Origin of the sequence: Rothia terrae (genome assembly GCF_012396615.1) — a bacterium.
GTDB lineage: Bacteria > Actinomycetota > Actinomycetes > Actinomycetales > Micrococcaceae > Rothia > Rothia terrae.
The window spans coordinates 1-19,325 of the sequence record NZ_JAAXPV010000004.1; the positions used below are offsets into that span (position 1 = coordinate 1).

The 19,325-nt window shown below is 52.5% G+C and carries 16 protein-coding genes; 5 read left to right on the top strand and 11 right to left on the bottom strand.

The window, feature by feature from the left end; genetic code table 11:
• Positions 1-385: 385 nt before the first annotated feature.
• From HF984_RS03150 to HF984_RS03170, 5 genes are all read left to right on the top strand, one after another.
• Positions 386-1,108, top strand: coding sequence for a 50S ribosomal protein L25/general stress protein Ctc (locus HF984_RS03150; protein ID WP_168614239.1), 723 nt, complete (start codon positions 386-388; stop codon positions 1,106-1,108).
• A gap of 143 nt (positions 1,109-1,251) precedes the next feature.
• Entirely contained in the window at positions 1,252-1,833 is a 582-nt protein-coding gene (pth, locus tag HF984_RS03155) for an aminoacyl-tRNA hydrolase (protein WP_168614342.1), read from the top strand.
• 170 nt (positions 1,834-2,003) lie between these two features.
• Complete coding sequence (locus tag HF984_RS03160) at positions 2,004-3,305, top strand: SufS family cysteine desulfurase (protein WP_168614343.1); 1,302 nt, start codon at positions 2,004-2,006, stop codon at positions 3,303-3,305.
• 23 nt (positions 3,306-3,328) lie between these two features.
• A complete protein-coding gene (sufU, locus tag HF984_RS03165; protein WP_168614240.1) occupies positions 3,329-3,784 on the top strand; it encodes a Fe-S cluster assembly sulfur transfer protein SufU in 456 nt (151 codons plus the stop codon).
• Between the two features lie 330 nt (positions 3,785-4,114).
• On the top strand, positions 4,115-4,540 hold the full coding sequence (locus HF984_RS03170) for an FAD synthase family protein (RefSeq protein WP_168614241.1): 426 nt from the start codon (positions 4,115-4,117) through the stop codon (positions 4,538-4,540).
• A gap of 67 nt (positions 4,541-4,607) precedes the next feature.
• Here HF984_RS03170 and HF984_RS03175 read toward each other — a convergent pair whose 3' ends face one another.
• The 11 genes from HF984_RS03175 to HF984_RS03225 all read right to left on the bottom strand — a co-directional run bounded on the left by HF984_RS03175 (position 4,608) and on the right by HF984_RS03225 (position 19,050).
• Complete coding sequence (locus HF984_RS03175; RefSeq protein WP_168614242.1) at positions 4,608-5,108, bottom strand: DUF2505 domain-containing protein; 501 nt, start codon at positions 5,106-5,108, stop codon at positions 4,608-4,610.
• A 237-nt stretch (positions 5,109-5,345) separates the two neighbouring features.
• Positions 5,346-5,960: a glycosyltransferase gene (locus HF984_RS03180; RefSeq protein WP_168614243.1), complete on the bottom strand. Its 615-nt coding sequence runs from the start codon at positions 5,958-5,960 to the stop codon at positions 5,346-5,348.
• A 43-nt stretch (positions 5,961-6,003) separates the two neighbouring features.
• Complete coding sequence (gene pssD, locus HF984_RS03185; protein WP_168614244.1) at positions 6,004-6,453, bottom strand: PssD/Cps14F family polysaccharide biosynthesis glycosyltransferase; 450 nt, start codon at positions 6,451-6,453, stop codon at positions 6,004-6,006.
• A 34-nt stretch (positions 6,454-6,487) separates the two neighbouring features.
• The gene (locus HF984_RS03190) at positions 6,488-7,747 is read right to left on the bottom strand and encodes a GumC domain-containing protein (RefSeq protein WP_168614245.1); all 1,260 of its coding nucleotides are present in this window, start codon (positions 7,745-7,747) and stop codon (positions 6,488-6,490) included.
• 55 nt (positions 7,748-7,802) lie between these two features.
• Entirely contained in the window at positions 7,803-9,281 is a 1,479-nt protein-coding gene (locus HF984_RS11830) for an oligosaccharide flippase family protein (RefSeq protein WP_343947438.1), read from the bottom strand.
• A complete protein-coding gene (locus HF984_RS03200) occupies positions 9,282-10,580 on the bottom strand; it encodes an O-antigen ligase family protein (protein ID WP_247596437.1) in 1,299 nt (432 codons plus the stop codon).
• A gap of 8 nt (positions 10,581-10,588) precedes the next feature.
• Complete coding sequence (locus tag HF984_RS03205) at positions 10,589-11,515, bottom strand: glycosyltransferase family 2 protein (protein WP_168614246.1); 927 nt, start codon at positions 11,513-11,515, stop codon at positions 10,589-10,591.
• 3 nt (positions 11,516-11,518) lie between these two features.
• Positions 11,519-12,259 carry a CDP-alcohol phosphatidyltransferase family protein gene (locus HF984_RS03210; RefSeq protein ID WP_210729551.1) on the bottom strand — a complete coding sequence of 247 codons (741 nt, stop codon included), beginning with the start codon at positions 12,257-12,259 and terminating at the stop codon, positions 11,519-11,521.
• 883 nt (positions 12,260-13,142) lie between these two features.
• Positions 13,143-16,049 carry a fibrinogen-like YCDxxxxGGGW domain-containing protein gene (locus tag HF984_RS03215; RefSeq protein WP_210729552.1) on the bottom strand — a complete coding sequence of 969 codons (2,907 nt, stop codon included), beginning with the start codon at positions 16,047-16,049 and terminating at the stop codon, positions 13,143-13,145.
• A gap of 134 nt (positions 16,050-16,183) precedes the next feature.
• The gene (locus HF984_RS03220; protein WP_168614248.1) at positions 16,184-17,062 is read right to left on the bottom strand and encodes a hypothetical protein; all 879 of its coding nucleotides are present in this window, start codon (positions 17,060-17,062) and stop codon (positions 16,184-16,186) included.
• A 446-nt stretch (positions 17,063-17,508) separates the two neighbouring features.
• Entirely contained in the window at positions 17,509-19,050 is a 1,542-nt protein-coding gene (locus HF984_RS03225) for a glycoside hydrolase family 68 protein (RefSeq protein WP_168614249.1), read from the bottom strand.
• Between the last annotated feature and the right edge of the window lie 275 nt (positions 19,051-19,325).

Here is a 19,325-nt window from a genome sequence, read left to right on the forward strand (position 1 = left end):
AGGCTCCACCAAAGCCTGGGGTACCGAACCCCGGTCGAGGTGGAAACCGATTTTTGGAAGCAGAACCCGCCGCAAGTGATAATAGAAATCAAGGCAAATGCCTAGGAACAAAACTCGGGGCACTTCATACTGCGGATTCTAGGTGCTTGTATGTTGCCTGAACCCCACCTATCTGAGATACTGAACAGGTTGTCTTCGCACTGTGAAGGCAAAAGCCAAGGCGGTGGAATGCCAAGCTGGAAACAGTGAGCATGTCCGAACCCGACGGTGGCTGGCACAGGAAATCCTCGTGATGAGGGTTCCTGTAAGAAGTTGGAATGTATGATTCTGGCGCCAGTTCACGCTTGGCGCGCTAACTATCCAACTTATTGAAAGGATGCTCCTCATGACTGCAGGTGCAACTAAGATTTCAGCAACCCGCCGTGAAGACTTCGGCAAGGGTTACGCACGTCGTATTCGCCAGGTTGGCGACATCCCCGCAGTAATCTACGGTCACGGTGAAGACCCCAAGCACGTAGTACTGCCCGGTCACGAGACCACTCTTGCAGCACGTACCCCCAACGCTATTTTCGACCTCGACATCGAAGGCGAAATGGTATTGGTCATGGTTAAGGACATTCAGCGTCACGCAATCCGTCCTGAAATCCAGCACATGGACCTTCTGATCGTTAAGCGCGGCGAGCGCGTTGAGGTTGAAATTCCTCTGCACGTTGAAGGTGAAGTTGCTGAGGGTGCAGTTGCTAACGTTGAGCTCACCACCTTGCTGGTTGAAGCAGACGCTATCAAGCAGCCCGAGGTTATTGAAGTTAACATCGAAGGCCGCGAAATTGGCGAGCACGTCACCGCAGCTGACGTTGTTCTTCCTGAGGGTGTTACCTTGGTTGCTGACGAAGAGACCATGGTTGTTAACATCTCAGAGCCCGTTATCCTTGACGTTCCTGAGCCCGGTGAAGAAGGCGACACCGACGCTGAGGGTAACGAAATCGTTGAAGGCGGCACCGATGAAGGCGACGCTAACGCAGACGAGGCTGAGGGCGATGTTGTTCCTGCTTCTGAGGAATCAGATCAGGCTGGCGAGTCACACGACTCAGATAACAACAAGCAGTAATTTGTTTGTAGCTCAGTAGCTTTTACTGTGTAAAGCCCGCGCCCACGTAAGGTGGGTGCGGGCTTCTTTGTATGGTGCCAGCCTTTAGACTGGTTATCGTGAAGTTTTTAGAAGTTTTGACCGGCAAGAAGAAGGCAGTGGATATGGCTGACGCGTGGTTAATTGTTGGCTTGGGTAACCCCGGGCCGGAGTATGAGAAGACCCGTCATAATATTGGGCAGATGGTGATTGATGAGCTGGCTCGCGAGGTGGGTGGGAGCTTCAAGCGCCATAAGGCTCGTGCGCAGGTTCTTGAAGGACGCTTGGGTATCGGCGGTCCTAAGGTTATTTTGGCGAAGCCGCTAACCTACATGAATACTTCGGGTGGCCCTGTTGCAGGTCTTGCTCAGTTTTACGGTATTGACCCTGATCATGTGATTATGATTCACGATGAGCTCGATATTCCTTTTGACACCGTCAAGATTAAGATTGGCGGGGGAGAAGGGGGCCATAATGGTTTGCGCGATACCACCAAGGCGTTGGGTACCAAAGATTACTATCGTGTGCGCACCGGTATTGGGCGTCCTCCTGGACGCATGAACACCGCTGATTTTGTGCTCAAACCTTTTAGCTCAACAGAAGCTAAGGCGCTTCCTTTTTTGATTTCTAATGCAGCTGATGCCACCCGTATGCTCATTGAAAAGGGCTTGTTGGCGGCGCAGCAGCAGTTCCACTCGCCGTCCTAGGCAGCAGGGTGGGGTTGCGCGTAGCGGGCACAAAAAGTAGCTCAGCGTAACCTCACTATCTTTCGGTGAGCGAGAGTTCTAAGCTAGAGAGAGCAGTAAATACGTGATGAAAATGTGCCTATATTGGGGCGGGTTTTCATGTGAACAGTACGAACGGACAGCAACGCATCGTGAGCAATAAGTACTCCATCCCGGCTAATACTGAACTAACGAACGAGGCAGTTAAGGCGTTACGCGCGGACTTCCCGATTCTGAACCAGCAGGTCAATGATCATGACTTGGTATATCTGGATTCGGGTGCGACCAGCCATAATCCTTTGCAGGTGTTGGACGCTGAACGCGAGTACTACCTTTACAATAATTCGGCGGTTCACCGCGGTGCCCACACTCTGGCGGTTGAAGCTACGGATGCGTTTGAGGACGCTCGTGCGACCGTCGCGTCCTTCATCGGGGCTCGTGAAAATGAGCTGGTGTGGACGTCCAACGCAACCGAGGCATTGAACCTGATTGCTTACAGCTTTGGTAATGCTTCGCAGGGTCTGGGGGGAGAAGCTGCCCGCCAGTTTGCTCTGACTGAGGGCGATGAAATTGTGACGACTGAGCTTGAGCACCACGCGAATATTATTCCGTGGCAGATTCTTGCGCAGCGTACAGGCGCCACGCTCAAGCATATTCCGTTGCGTGAAGATGGCACCATCGACTACGAAGCTGCTGAAAAGGTAGTTACGGAGCGCACTAAGATTCTTGCGTTCACCCACGTTTCTAACGTGTTGGGTGCTATCACTGACGTGGATTTTATGGTGAAGCTGGCGCGTAAGGTGGGCGCATTTGCTGTGTTGGATGCCTGCCAGTCTGTTCCTCACATGCCGGTTGATGTGAAAGCCCTCGACGTTGATTTCGCGGCGTTTTCTGCCCATAAGATGCTGGCACCCACCGGTATGGGCGCGCTTTACGGTAAGAATGAACTTCTTGAAGCGATGCCCGCCTTCCTCACCGGCGGATCCATGATTACCAAGGTCACCATGACCGAAGCCCAGTGGATGCCCGCCCCCATCAAGTTTGAGGCAGGTACCCAGCGTATTTCTCAGGCAGTGGCATGGGCAGAAGCAGTGCGCTACCTGCAGCACATCGGCATGGAAAATGTTCACGCCTGGGAATCCAAGCTTGGCGCGCGCCTGGCTGAAGGCGTTAGCTCCGTTGAAGGCGTCCGTTTGTTGGGCCCTGCTGCCGGAACTGAACGAGCCGGTATGGCCGCCATTCACGTGGACGGCGTTCACCCTCACGACGTTGGTCAGCTCCTTGACACTCAGGGTATCGCTGTACGCGTGGGCCACCACTGCGCTCAGCCGCTGCACCGCGCACTTGGCATCACCGCCTCAACCCGCGCATCCGCCTACATCTACAACACCACAGACGATGTTGACCGCTTTATCGAAGCGCTCGGCGGCGTCCGCGCTTACTTCGGTCTCTAAACACGAAAGAAGATACACACCATATGTCAGCGTTAGATCAGCTGTATCAGCAAATTATTCTTGACCACTCCAAACAGCGCAACGGCGAAGGTTTGCAGGACGCGCACGGTTTGCCGAGCGCCGATAACCACCAGTACAACCCCACCTGCGGTGATGAAATCAACCTGCGCGTGACCCTGACCGACGAGAGCGAACCCAAGGTTAAAGAAATCTCCTGGGAAGGCGACGGCTGCTCTATCTCCATGGCAGCGGCATCAGTGCTCAGCGAGATGGCACCGGGCATGACCACCGCTGAACTGCAGTCTTTAGTTGATGACTTTCGCGAGATGCTCCGTAGCCGCGGCAAGATTGAACCCGATGAAGAAGTACTGGGGGACGCCGCGGCGTTTGCAGGCGTCGCTAAGTTCGTTGCACGCGTCAAATGTGCGATGCTGGGCTGGGTAGCAGCAGAAGAAGCAGCTAAAGAGGCAGCTCTCTAACGCGTCTTCATATCGATAGTGGGTGGACAGACTAACGGTCTGACCACCCGCTGTTTTTATGCAAGAAGGAGGGGTATGAGAAGGCTTATTGGTAAGCAGATCACGAAGGCAAATGCAGCGGACGGCAAACTCACCGGGACTGGTATAACGAGTAAACCTGAACAATGTGGCGCAGAACAGCCCCATCCGTCCCCCAAACTAGGCTAATAAATAAAACAAAATAACAAAGGAATATCCCGTAAAGTATTAAAGAATTATAAAAACAGCTGGGGACTGTTTTTGACGTAAAGCTTTCAAACACTCACTGTATGTGTTTATTTAAGGGGAAATATGAACATCGGTTATGCTGCCGGCGCTTTCGATCTTTTTCACGTAGGCCACCTGAACATTCTTCGCGAAGCAAAGAAGAACTGCGATTACTTGATCGCTGGCGTTGTATCTGACGAAATGCTTGAACTGACCAAGGGTCGTCTGCCCATCGTTCCGCTGGCAGAGCGCATGGAAATCGTCAGCCACATCGATTTTGTTGATGAGGTACGCGCAGAAACCGTTGTTGACAAGCTCGAAACCTGGGAACAGGTTCGCTTCAACACCTTCTTCAAGGGCGACGACTGGAAAGGCACCCCTCGCGGCATAGACCTTGAAAACCGCTTTGCTGAAGTTGGCGTGAACGTCGTGTACTTCCCGTACACCGCGCACACCTCATCCACTAAGCTCCGCGCAGCTCTCGCAGCGTTGACCCCCAACGCTCAATAAAAACACTGATATACATAAGGGACGGTATTTCGTGAAATACCGTCCCTTATTTTTAAGCTGAAAAGAATTAGCTGTTAGTCTTGAGCCACTCTTCAAGTGAACGAGCAACTAAGCTCAGAGCCTTACCTGCATAGGGCTCAGCGGTCGCAGCAATCTTTTTACCCACAAAAGGAATTGAAGAGTTTACTTCACCGTTAACATCGACCTTAGTAGCTTCCCCAACAGCGGTCAGAGTCTGAACAGCCTTAGCACTAATCGGCACGCCACCAGCCTTGATTTCGGTGGTAACAACGCGTGAACCATCAGCATTAGCGTCAGAAACCTGATCGGTCTGAGTCAGTGAAAGACCCTTAGAGACAAACTTCTTCGCCATATCGGGCACACGTTCAGCAGGCACACCGCGAACAGAAGTAGCGGTAAAGCTACCGGCGGTATCACCAGCAACTGAGAAGCTGTCCAAAGTGACGCGCAAACGCTGCGAAACGTAGCGAGCGAAATCCTCATTACCAAAAGCAGCTACTACCTGATCAAGCGGAGCATTAACAGTTACGGTCTCTGAAATAGCCATAACACTTCCTTTCACTAAAAGTACTTGCACCCATACTAAGTCACAGCCACCGTCGCTGGGGGAGTGGCACGCGTCCTTACACCTGTCAGCGTACAAAATAGACAAAAAGCCGGTGGCCTCCGACATCGCGTCGAAAGCCACCGGCTCAATCAATACTCTCTACAGAACCTTATTCACAAAGGATACCCGCCGCTGTGCTTGTGCACGGACTTTAGACCCCTTATGAATAAACCTCAATTATTTGCGTAACTTAGGCCCTACAATACCCATCGCAATTTGGGATGCGCGACGAACGAACTTCTTCACATCGTGCACATGAGTCTTCGGCGGCATCGCAGCCAGCTCACGAGCAAGGTTCTCAGACGCAGTATCAGCCTGCGGCAGACGAACTTCACCGTGCACCATATCGGGATTCGCAAACGCGCGATCCAGCATCTCAAACAAAGCCTCTTGATCCTGCACCATAAAGGTCTCGCCGTATGACTGCATCACCTTAGAGAACTCAACCTGGTGATTATCAACCACCTCATCAAGCTCAGCTAAACGCGGCACAGAAATCGGGATAACACCGACCTCACGCGCATCCAAGATAGAACCAGGACCGCCCTGAACCAGCACCACGCGGGCACGACGGTAGAACTCCAACAGCTCAACACGGGGCATACGCGCAACGGTCTCAGCATTCTTAGGCGCATCGGTGAAGCCGTGCTGAAACAAGCAGGTCAGCTCCGGATGCAACTCAAGGTAAGCATCCACCCAACCCACAATGCGGTCAAAACGATGGTGGTCAGTGCCAATGGACACTACAAGGTCGTATGCCTTAACTTCTTCAGTGTTTAGATTCTCGCTCATGTCTCTCCTGTACTAAAAACAAATAGTCCGTAATGAACGAGGACTAAAGAATAGCGCCAATATTTACAGATTCAGGGAATGCCTTCTTCTGCTCATCCCACTGAACCACAAAAAGATCGGTCATGGGGTAGCACAAGCGAGCACTCATAGTGGGCATGGTGATGCGGTCGTACGCTTCGATGAACACGGTGCGCATCTTGAGCATCTTACCTACCAAGAAGAACGGAACAGATACCGCGGCACCAGCAGTAATGATGGTGTCGGGGCGTTCCTTGCGCAGTACCTTCCATGCCAGACCGAAGTTGCGAACAGCGTTCGGAATGTTGCGAGTAGTCGGGAAGTACGCCCAGTGTACTGCCTCGTCCTTGAGTGCAGCTTCGACTTCAGGTAGCTGGAAGGTAACCCATGTGCGTTCATGGTTCTTCCAGAACTTGTCGAGTGCAATAAGCTGTGCCAAGTGCCCCCCTGCACTTGCTACCAGCATGACCTTCATATCTTTCCCCTTAGATTTAGTATTTTAGTGTGTCTTATTTTTCGTTTAAGAAAACAGGCACCACAGTGGTTGACTCTGAGAAGTCGGCTGAGTCAAAGAACTCTTTGAGCTCGCGGTGGTTGCTTGATGAGTTAGCAACAACGAGCAAAGCACCGGTAGCTTCAGCGGCAAGCAACAGCTTGGACAGGTCGGTATCAGCTGCGGTTTCGATGACGATCGGAGTCTTAGCATCAACAACGCGCTTAACCGATGAACCAGATTCAATAGATTCAAAGGCTGATGCGGTGGCAAAGTTAGTGCTCTTAGCGGGCAGAACCTGCTTGAGCTCCTCGTAGACTTCGCTTGAGAGAGCTGAATCTGTGGAGTAAACGGTGATACCACCCAGACCAGCAGCTGCCAGATCACCTTCGGGAGCACCGATGCGACGCAAGACGCGGCGCATACCTTCTGCCTTGCTGTTCGCGGGAACAACAGAAACCTTGCGTGCGCTGATTTCTTCAAGACGATCCGAGTAAGCAACCTTCTTGCTACCGCGGTCAGCTAGGTAAGCTGCAAGCGCGCCCAGCAGAAGTCCGGCTACAGCACCGATTGCCAGGTAAATCGGCATACCGCGCGACTGAGAATCTGAGGGTGCTGATGCCTGTGAAACGATGCGACCGGGGTTGGTTGAGGTTACCTGAATCTGAGCTTTCTTCTCGTTCAGTACCTTCTTGGCCTCGTCCGAACCGCTAGCGTCAATCTGCGCCTGTGCGTTATCCGATGCGCTCTTGATAGCGTCCTGCATGTGCTGTGAGCGTACATCCAAGTAGCTCTGTGCTACTGCGTTTGCCATGTCAGCAGCCTTCTGAGGATCGCTGTTGGTCACGAAGATATCCATAACAGCGGTCTGTGAGTGACCAGAAACCTGCATATTGCTACGGATTTGCTTGCCCAAGTTCTCGTTATCCGGGTTGAGCTTTGCAGCGGCTGCGTCAGTTACTTCTTTGGAGCTGGCAACTGATGATTCGGTGTCAATATCAATGCGCTGACCGATGGTGTTAGGGTTACCCGGGTCGGTGGGCAACTGGTATGCAACCACGGTTGACTTAGCCTCGTATGAGGGCTTGACGAACATACCTGCGATTGCTGAAAGCAGTAGGCAAAGTAGAAGAATGGACGCGAAAATCCCCTTATGGCGACCGATCTTACGGAACTGTTCTGATACTGATAAGGGCTTCACAGCGTACTCTGATTCGTGACGCTGAACCCTTTGTGAACCAGCACGTGTTGAGTAGGTGGGCTCTGTAGTAGCCATTACTAACCACGCTCCTGAATATTGTAGAAATTATTGGAATATTGATAAATGAAAACTATTTTTTGCGTGCTCGCAGGAACTTATCGATGCCCAGCGACTTGCGGAAGACCACAATCAGCACCGCGTAGAGAACAAGCACCACGCATACGTGAATGATCAGGCCCAGAAGTTCTTGACCAAAGAACATGCTGACAAGCCAGCCGCCTAGGCCGACGACACCCAATGAGAGCAAAGCGGACGGCGCAAGTTCAGAGACCTTGGCGCGAATACCCACGTATTTGAAGACCTGGTAAGCAGCAAGCACAGTATCGGTCAGCACCGCAGCGGCCCACGCGGTTGCCGCACCGGCAAGCCCCCACAGCGGAATGAGCGTGAGGTTGAGAACCACCGCAACCGCCAACGAGGAAAGCTTGTTGTACAGCTGCCAGCGGCTCTTACCGCTCATGAGCAAAACTGACTGAACACCACCAGCTGCGGCAGCAAGCATCATTGCTGAACAAATAATCCAGAAAATCGGTGCTGCCTGCGTGAACTCTTTACCGAAGAAGCTCAATAGTGCCGGCCCGAAGAACATCATGGTGAGGTAGAACGGCCACGCCACAGCAACCAGGGCGCGAGTAGTGTTCAAGAAGATGCTACGAGCACGATCAAGATTGTTCGTGGCCAGTGCCGCGCTAATGGACGGGCCGGTCACCATACGAGCAGTATGTTCAACCATGGCACCCACACGAACATAACGGTTAACAGCACCGTAGATACCACCGGCTGCAACACCCATGAAAGCGGTAATGAGCATGACGTCAATCCATTCAAGAACTGACTCAACGATGGTAGCCACACCGCGTGCCGAGCTGAAGGTCCAGAAAGACTTTGAGGTTTCGGCGGCAGGCGCATCAGTAGCTACTGTATCGGGGCCGGTTGGCATATGCTTTTTGACCAACCAGATGGCAATCAAAAGAACCAAGATAATCGGAGTTGACCACGCCAACGCCAAGTAAACGACACCGGCACTTGCCGCGACAACAGCGATAACAGCTAATACACGAATGGTGGGCAATACAACGTTCTGCAAGGCAGTGAACGTTACCACTTGATGCTGACCGCGCAAAACACCAAAGCACAGGGTCATCAGTGCGGACGCGACCAAGAAAGGTACAGACGCAAAGAGCACCGCGCGATAGGTGTCAGACATCCCCGGAGTAACCATGGGCAGCGCGTAAATCAGCGCGGCGGTGGTAACCACAAAAGCGATGATGACCGAGGGAATCGTCGCAAAACGAATCAAACGCGGAACAGCCGAATTACGCCCCAGAGCAACCTGCGCTGAAACGGTGCGTACCAAACCGGTATCTGCACCAAAAACAGACAGGGAGGTACCCACGGTGAACAATGCCATCACCTGAAAGAAGGTACCCGAACCTTCTGCACCAAACCCGTTTGCAACGATCAACTGAGCTGCAAACGCGGCGATAGCGCCGTACATGACGCACAGCGTCGCCAACGCACCGCTTTTAGCTAAAGACTTTGCAGCCACTTACAAACCTTCTCCGTAAACCTTCGAACGCAACAGCGCTGTAATACTCAAAATCAGAGCAGACAGCTGCATAATGTCGAAGCTATAAAAAACAAAAACACTAATTGCCACAACCGGTAGGGACTGAAGCCACAAACCAGCCGTTGACATGACATTCCATGTGCTAATCACCGATGAAACGATAAAAGCTAAGAACAGTGCCAAGCCCACCAGCCCAAAGCAGAACATCAAAGCCCACAGGTAACCCTGTGTACCCATGGACACGCCAATAGCGTTGTTCATCTTTGACGTACCGTAACCAATGAACGGTGACTTCAAGGTGGCATTCCATGTTGCCTCGTACAAAGCGGCGCGTCCGCCGGTTGAGTCCGAGTATTCCTGACGGCCCATAATCTGAGCCGCTGCACCAGAAATCCACAGGAAGAAGCTCGCACTGCCTAAAATCACGATGCCAGTGATAGCGCCTGCCCAGCTACCGCGCAAAGCCTGACGCACAATCACGTACAAGATTGACACGCCCAGACCGATGAACATACCTCGGTTAGAAGTAGCAATAGCAGGAACCAACGAAACCGGAATCAAAAGACCGAGAATGATGCGGGTGCTCCACTTCTTAGCTCGCGCAAGAATCGCAAACACAATCGGAGTCAAAAACGTGTACGCCAGCCCCCAGCTATTCGCATAGGGGAAGGGCGCAGACGGACGGATATAAGGCTCCGGCGCGCCCCACGGAAGCTGAACCTCAGCCATCGGCGGCAAAACATAGTCCTTGACCAGTTCGTTTCGCGTCAAAGAACCCGGCAAGAGAAATGACATCGGCGTGGTCAAACGAGCCTCGGGAATAATCATGCTCACGTAGCCCAGCACGATGACAGTAGCCCACACCGTGAATAAACCGCCAAGCAATGAATTCACCGAAATACGTTCACGCGCATTCATGTAGTACAGACTGTAAATGCCCACGTTGAAAATGTTGATAAATCGCAACGCCCAGCCCAAAAACTGGCTCGATGAATCCAACGCGAGAACGCACAGCAAGCACCACACAATCAAAGCGCCCCACATCCACTGAGGACCAAGCGAAATGATAGAACGGCGCATAAGCATCAGTACGATCATCACGAAAGCAAGGATCGTGGGCATAAACTGCCCCAGGCCCATCGCCCAGACAATCGGGAACCCGTATAGAAGCACCCAGATGGGCCAGGCCGGCAAAGGCGCTACCCCGTGGGCAGCGCATTGCTGGGCAAGGCGCATCTGGCGCATCTTGGCGCGAGAAATATAAACAGTCTCAGGCATAGTACTTGTTACAGACCTCGGCCGGTCTTCTGAACAGCCTTCAGCAAGGTAGCAGGAGGAATAATGCCGGCAGCAACGGGCAAGGCAGCCCATGCGCGCAGCTGCTTAGGATCGCGAGAAATAGCAGAACGAGCGTAGGCAAAAGCGTCCTTACGGTTGCCCTGAGCAGCATGTGCAAACGCAATCTGGCCAGCAATACGAGCCAGACCCTTCGGTGAGCGCTCGAACTCAGGGAACTTCTGCAACATGTAGGTTAGACCACCGGTCATAGAATCCCACTTACCTGCAAAGTATGAAGGACGATCCCAGAGCACCAGAATCAAAGATTCCTGCACTGAGAGAACATCGCCAAAGCGAGTGGCACGCAACAAGAGATCGTGGTCTTCGCCGTAACCAGCCGGAAGATCCTCATCAACGGGGCCAATCAAGCCGCCTTCGAGTAGGTCTTCGCGACGGTAGAGCATAGCTGAAGGGTGAATTTCGGTGATGCGTGAAAGCAAGAAATCATCGAAGGTTGCGCGCTCAGGAGCCAGGCGAACAATATCCTGACCGCCAGAACGAACGGTCATACCCGATGAAATTGCTACAGCTTCAGGGTGAGCCTGCCACAGTGCTACCTGAGCAGAAATCTTATTGTTGAACCAGTAATCATCGTCATCGCAGAAGCCCATCAGCTCGCCGGATGCGGCATCGATGCAGGTGTTGCGTCCGCCGGTAAGACCGCGAGGATGCGTGTTGGTAACAGTTACCAGTGAGCGGTGTTCGGGAATGATCAGATCGTCAAGAGGATCAATCTCAACGTGATCGTAAGAAACGATGACTTCAATTGAGCCGGGGTAGTCCTGGTCAAGAATTGACTGCACGCTGGTGCGAAGCAACTCGGGGCGTGAACCGATAGTTGCGATACCTACTGAGATTGAGGGCAAAGTAGTCATGGGTTATTCTCCTGAAACTGAAAGGCTCTTGTACTTGCGTCGCATTGAAACGACCATGGTGAGGAAGTTTCCGAGGAACAGCAGGCCGTACACTACGAGGAAGCCGGTGCCGAAACCCCAGAAAATGAAAATCCAGCAGAGGGTGCCAGCGTCCATATGCAGGTTGACGAATGAGCGCAGCGGGCCGCCTGTCGGAGGAGCTGAAGTCTTGCGGTTATTGCGAAGCTGCTCAGCGAGAATCTGACTCATAAAGTGGCCGACAGTGACAACAGTGAAAGCCATAGGCAGCCACCAGAGTTTCCAGCCGGAGAACGCCCAGTGGTCTGCGTAGCGGATGAAACCTACCAGTACAGCAAGGTGGATTGACGGGACGCGGATGGAGTCAACAACGTGGTCGAGCCATTCACCTGAAGGTGAGGAAGCGCCGGTGACGCGAGCTACCTGGCCGTCTGCGGAGTCAAGAGCGTAACCGAGAGCGAAAAGCAGAGCGACAATGAAACCGGTCAGGATAGTTGGTGCTGCAAACAGTAGAACAATCAAGCCTGCTACTGAAAACGCCGAGCTAATTGCGGTAACGCCGTTAGGTGTGATGCCGAACTTGACGGCAGCGGCTGCGAAAACGCGTGCGATGCGGCGGTTTATCCAGCGGGTGTAGGCGGGGACACCAATGCCGGGCTTCTGCGCGCTATTTAGCGCAGCCAGTGTGTCTTTGAAACCGGTTGGACGCGGTGCTGCTGTACTCAATGAAAATTTCCCTCTCAACCCGAAAGTCGTAAATATAAGTGCAAAGCGTAAGTATTTTGCGCGGTACCTTGCCTTGGGGAAGGGGGAGTGAAAGGGGAATAAAGCTAATGCACGCGCAAAACATGCACTTATTATTGTAATTGTTTATTTTTGATGAATGTTTTGTGTACACGCATTTAATTGACCACATAAGGGTACGTGTCGGGTTTTACATTGTCGCCACCCTGGTGAGGTGATTCCCCTTTACCTGACGAAAACCGCTGTTGGCAAGCGGAAACAGCGACTAGACGAGTTGGGGGCGTCCTGATTATGATGCTGGTGGTAGGGTCATAAAATTTTGTGAAAATGCTGATAGCTCAAGGTGAGTTATCTATTGCGTAATGATTGGCTCAGTGAGGGGTCGACGCGCGGATAGGGAGCGACCTGGTCGCTGCAACTAAAGAAACAAAGAAAAATAATAAATAATAAATAGATGAACCACTCAAATATGCATGAGGATCGAGAAATAGGGCTAACTTAACGCCTGCGTATAGTGCGATATTTTTCTACTCGGTTAGTTGTTTCTTCCCTTGCGGCAGCCGGTAGGCGGTGACGCGGGGCTTTTTGCGCGGATGCAAAACACGAAGTCAGCGGTAGGAAGGGTGGCTCTTTAGACACACTTGTTTATCTCAGATTATTAAAGATTTACAAGAATTTTTAGTGATCCGATGAGAGCGATACAGAAATTTTTTATCAAAGATCAGAGAGCTGTGAACCACAGGTTTGCGGAGGTTCTCGGTACCGGAAAAACATAAAAATGGTGGGGTCTCTACTTGAGTAGAGACCCCACCATTTGCTTGTCTGTCTGTTCACCGGCTAGGCGATGAACCAACCATCTTTGTGGCTAGTTATTCTGCCAGGTGGCCTGCAAATCGAAGGTGTTATTAGCGGTGCTACGCATGTATGAATGTGAATCAACAGCAATCACGTTCTTGCCTTCTTTCAAAAGATCTGCAGGAACATCAATTACAAGAGGATTCTCAACAGCGAACTGAGTATCAACTGCGCTATCAGCAATTCGACGCGGGTTAGGGTTCTGCACCAGGTTCTGGCGTCCGACCTCTTGACCATTGACATAAACAACTACACCATCATCAGCACGAGTGGTAAGAACCAGCTTCTTGTTGGCTGGAACAGCAGAATCCAAGGTGAATTCCTTACGCATCTGAACTGAGATGGGCATGCCATCAGCGGTTGTATCAACAGTGGTCTTCACTGAAGGATCACCCCAGCCAATCGGAGCATTGCCGTGCTTCCAGCCGGTAGTGGTTGAATCCAGATTCTTCCACGTAGTATCAAATTCATTGATTTCTGACTGGTAGTCCCAGTCAGAACCGGCGGCGATCAGATCACCGGTGAAAGCATCTGCGGGTGCAGGATCAACGGGATCCGGTGCCGGAACAGGGTCCTGATCCGGTGCAATGGTGGGAGCTACCGCAACAGCAGTGGTTGCTGAGTAGTTGCCCGCCTGATCTACCGCACGAACAAAGTAGCGTCCACCGTTTACGTGAGGCACCTCGAATGAGGTAGTGGTGCTGGTACCGATGACGCGATCGCCGCGCAGAATCTGGTAGGTGGACCCCTTAGCAGATGCCCCCCATGAAAGCTTATCGGTGTCATTTTCGGTGGTTACCTGCAAGTTAGCAGGGGTGCCGGGAGCAGTGACGTCACGCGGTGAGAAGCGAGCGAAACCAACGGTCGGCTGAACGCCGTTAGCGCCGAGTGACTTATTGATGTCGCCGCCAACCCACAGGGTGCCGGTTGAATCAACAAAGTTCGCCCAAATACCAAAACCGCTCTTACCTGAAACGTTCGGGTTGAACTCGGGAATAACGTTACCGGTCTGAGCATCGAAGGCACCGGTCAGGCGGATCGAATATACGTTATCGTTTTCGGTCCACGGTGACATGTAGGTTTGGCCGCGTTCATACACGAAGTCACCACAGTGGCAAGAACCGTAGATGACACCGTTGTTGATAGTCAGATCCTGGAAGTCGCCACCGCTCTTGGTGATTGATGAGTTCAATCGAGCGTAACTGCCCTTAGCGTACTGAGAAATCAGGTGTTCTGCACCGCCTGCGAAGACGGTATCGCCAGCGTCCTCAACATCAAATTGGAAGCCCGTACGAGGGGATGCTTCTTTGGTGCTGTATGACAGCTGCCAGTTCCACGGCGCAAGCATCTGACCATCGGTTGAGTTCAAAGCTGCAAGCTTCCACGCTTCTTTACCATTGAGGGTTGAGAAGTAGCCTGCGGTGTGGACGCTGGAACCATCGGCTGCAGCGGTGATGCCGTTAACGGTGCCGTTGAAGTTCGGACGCCACTTCCAGTCAACGCTGCCGGTCTTCAGATTGAAGCGTGCTGCGTTGCGTGAGAAGGTGTACACGTCTGAGGTGTTGCCCTTAACGTGAGTGAAGTTACCGGCAATGTACAGGTAATCACCCTGTACAGTCATTGCCTTGACCTGGGTAACGCCGCCGGTGGTGCGGTTTGCGATATCCCAGTTCCAGGTTTTATCAATTGCACCGGTGGTGGGATCAAGAACAACAAAGTTGTTAACGTGTTCGCCGTTGACCTCGGTGAAGTCGCCACCTACTGCCAGCTTGCCGTTGGGCAGAGCCTGAAGAGCTTTAACCTGGCCGTTGAGTTTAGGCATGAAAGAGCGGACAAGCTCTGAGGTGTTAACGTCGTAACCTGCCAGGTATGACTGCTCAACAGTTTCACCGGACTTGGAGTTCAGGTTTTTGAAGTCGCCACCGGTAAATACGGTGTTACCTACCTGAGTGAATGCCTGAATGTAGGTGTTCATCTCGCCGGTTGCGCCGCTACCGGTCTGCTCTGAAGTGCGCCACTTCCATGCGGCGGAGTAGCTATTGGGCAGTGCGCGCTTAGAAGAACCTGCGGCACCGGTATCAGCGATCTGCTGAGTTCCGAGATCCGCCTGAGTTAGCTGAGGACGCATGTACACCTGGGTGAACGCCATAGGTGAGCCAGCACCATTAGTGTTTGACCACAGGTAGGAAGATGCGCTGTTGCTACCGGTGACGTATGAACCGTAAATGAAACCCAACTTCCAGCTGTAGCTGGACGCGGTGGTAAAGTCCATGCGGTAGTAGCGGTTGTCGAACCACGCGAGGTTACCGAGGTTGGTGTCCTGAGTGTAGTCACTGGGGTAGCCCGAAGGATTATCGAAGGTGATGTTATCCCACTGCTGCTTAGCGCGAAGCGCCCAGCTCCACTGGCTCTGACGAGCGCGCTTAGCGTACACATTCTGAGTTGCAGTACCGGTAGCGTTCAACGAACGCGCAAAACGTACACCGTCGGACAACTGGTTGACGGGCTTACCGCCCAGCAACGCATCCACGGTGGTTGAAGGCAACTGAACAGGGCTAAAAGCATCGGTGCCGTCGGGGTTTGACGCAAGGTCTTCAGCCTTACCCTTACCCACGTAGTCCTCAGTCCAGCCGTCACGGCCGCGACCAATCATGACCCAACCGCCACCATTGGTTTCCTGATCGCAGTAGAACTGCGCAGGCGCATCCATCTGAGGGGTGTACAACCAGTATGAACCGCTCTTAGAGGTGGGATCATTCTGCTTAATCTCATAGCAAGACGCTGCAGCAGTAGCGCTAGTCTTACCATCTACCTTGGTGGGGGTATCCGCTGCAGATGCCGCGGGCAAAACGGTTGCAGTTGTCGCAACGGCAAGAAGCCCGGCGCCAAACTTTAACAGTGATGAACGAAATTCCATGTGAATTCTTTCGAACTTGTGTTGTGAAAAGCAGATCCAGATCGCGGTTAGTCCCAGTGGTAGCTGTTTTAAGGCGCGCAGTACCTGCAAACGACCCTCGAAATAAGCGTCGTTAAAGATGGTGGAGGAGTGTGTTAGCAGTCGGGGTTGTTGGGGAAATCGTGATTAGCGATCTTCCACTGTCCGTCTACGTTCACGAGAGTGAAGATGTTGAGTGAACGACGAGAATCCCCGGTGTCATTGAGGATATTACCCGCCTGATCTTTGACCTTAACGTTAGAGGAATCAAGGCACACTTCGAGAAGCTTCGCTGGCTGGCCGTTGAATTCGGTGTCGGTAAGCTTGGGCTCACCCACTACGGTTGAGGTACCTTCCTGGCTCCAACCGTTGATTCCGTACTCCAGTGCTGAGGACTTAAACTCGTCAGCAGCGTTGTCGGTAGCAACTTCATTGATTTTGTTTTCGGTCTTTTCGCTGAGCTGACCAAAACCGGTGGATGTGCCCTGGTTTTCCTCAGACTCGTTTTGAGCTGCTTCCTCTTGTGAAGGATCGTTTGCTGCTTTGTTGAGAGTTACCGATGAAAGATTGTTCTCGTATGAGTTGTACAAATCTTTGGTCTTGTTGACGTCAGCGTTATCGAGGGCGACGGTGGGTGCGCTCGCGATTTTGTCAGCGCCTTCATAGTTCTCGGCGGGAGCATCTTCGTTGTTCTGCGCCGGAGCTGATGATTCTTCTGAGGTCGCTGAAGTATCGTCAGAAGCTTGCTCTGATGCGTTATCGGATTCTTGGGCGGTAGCGGGTTCGCTAGGCTTTGCTGATTCTGAAGGTGTGGCAGAGCCGGATGCCTGAGCCGACTGTGAGGTCTGTGCCGAGGCTGATGCCGAAGCGTCGTTAGTTGCAACATCGTTGTTTGATGAACAACCTGCAACTGCCAGTGTAAGTGCCGCACATAGCGGAACGAGAGCTCTCAAACGCATTGCGTTTTTCCCCTGAGCGTTCTCGTGCTCTTTCATATATTCCCCTAATTATTTTTTGCTAAATGAGCTGTCATCACCGGTTGATTTTCCCTAAAACTAAGTGAAGTGCCTTGTTATTTAGCTTTTCCCTAGTTGGTATATTAGCTCGTTTTTGAGGGGAATAAAAGTATTGATGACAAGTAAAAATGTGATTATATTCGTCATTGAAACAGGGGTGGTTGTCCACCAAGTAGTTGGATTTTGAGGGTTGTTTAGTTGGAGTTATCCGTCGCTTTGGGGGGAGAGTGTCCCTGGGAGGTGCCTTTGTAAACTTTACGATTCGGTAATTTTTGAATTAATAAATTTATGAATGAGAACGTAATGGGAATAATAAAACCTCCTTGTTTTAGCCTGAGACAGCAATTGGCGCGCAAAGCGCCCCGCCTCCTGGCAGGTGCCAGAAGGCGGGGCGCATCATACTCTACATACCTAATGCGGCTCGACTATTTCACGTAAGTAACGCCAGTCTTCTGCTTGTTAGTAGGCAGGTAAGCGTAGGGGCCAAGACCGTTGTTACCGAAGGAGTAGTCAACCTCTGAGGTGGCACCCGAGTAGTTGATCTTCACAGTCGGTGACAGGGTTCCGCCGCGGCGTCCATCAACATTGTCGATGAAGGACTGCACCAAGCCGTCAGGCTGGATGTAGTGTGAGTACGCCTGGAACTGGCGGGGGTTCTGGCCGGGCTGAGGAGCCTCGGGGCGGTTAGCGGGCAGGTTTAGGTCGGTGGGTGAACCGAGAACCAAGCCTGAGCCGTTCATGGGCTGGAAGTCCGAGCGGATGCCATCGCCCACAAAGCCGTAAACACCGTCAGGTCCGCGGAGGCCAGCTGCGTAGGTGAATTGGTGCGAAATGGTGAACAAGTAGTACTTACCATCCTTGATGATCATCTGAGGACGCTCGGTCTGGTCGTTCACGCCGTATGCGGTGAGGATCGGCGGAAGCATCTTCCACTCGGTGAGATCCTTGTTGGTGGCCACTGCCAGTCCGATGTTGCCGCGCTGCCAGAAGACGCCCATGTTGTTGACCTCTTCAACGGTCTCTGCATAGGGGTCACCTTCGCGGTAGCCAAGGTCTGCCTCAACAATGCGGGTTTCCGGGTCGCCGGGAACTCCGCCAACGGAGCCTTCAAACAGCATGTAGGTGGTGCCGGGGTTGTAGGGGTCTTCAAAGGTGAACGGATCGCGGAATGCGAAGTATTCGTTCTGTTCCTTAGTCTGGTACCACTTACCATCGGGGCGAAGTAGGGTCTTGTGCTCGCCGAAGTGTGAGAAGGAGACACCCTTCTTGGTTGCCTTAATCTGGCCCATGGTGGTTGCGATAACTGCGGGCTCTGCGGCCGTGCCGGGGCGCGGGGTGCCGAAGGTGGTTGCGGTGTAGAAGACGCGAACCTTGTTACCCTGCATTAGGCGGGTTGAGCCTGACCATTCGGTGGTTGAAACCGAGGTGTTGTCGGGGAACACATGTCCACCGTAAATCCACTCGGTGCCTTCAGGTGCGTTGGAGTGGCGGTAGAAGAAGCCGATGCGTGCGCTCCAGTGACGCTCGTCGAAAGGAATGGAGCGCGGTGCTACCAGGCTGAAGATGACGTCCCAACCCTTGTATGAAACCTGGTTGGAGTATTCATCGGTGAGTGACCAGGTGTCCCAAACCCACACTTCATCGGTCATGATGGGGAAGTCCTTGGGGATTTCCGGCATGGTGACGGACCGCGGCATGGAGTTCTCGCCGGCTGCAACGGTGGGGTCGTTCTGGGTGGTCATAATCTGACGTGCATCGGCACGGGTCCAGCGTGCGTGGAAGTCAGAGTTTACGGGATCGTATGCCTGCTGTGTGTGGGCAGTAGGCTGCGGACCTTCAGCTGCGGATGCGATGGTGCGTCCTGACAAGGTAACTGCGGTGCTTGCTGCGCCTGCTGCAAGAAGCAACTTGCCAAGTCCGCGACGTGAAAGGCTATGGTTGGCAATGCGTTCTGGGAAGACGTTCATTGCCCCTCCTTGTATGTAGTATTGATGAAAATGCGAGATTGATGAAATATCGCGCTCTCATCATAAGCAAGCTTTTTAAAGGAGCAAAGGCTCTGAAAAGTGTACAGATTTTGTAATTTGAAATATATGATTCATCTCTGGTAACGGAGTACAATATGCACTTTGCTAGGATTTTTATTGCTTTGGTTGAGGCCAAAAAGATTTAAAACGAGGAGAAAAACCTCGACCGAGAGAAATTCGCTAGGGGATAATCCTCACAGTGGATTCCATGCTCT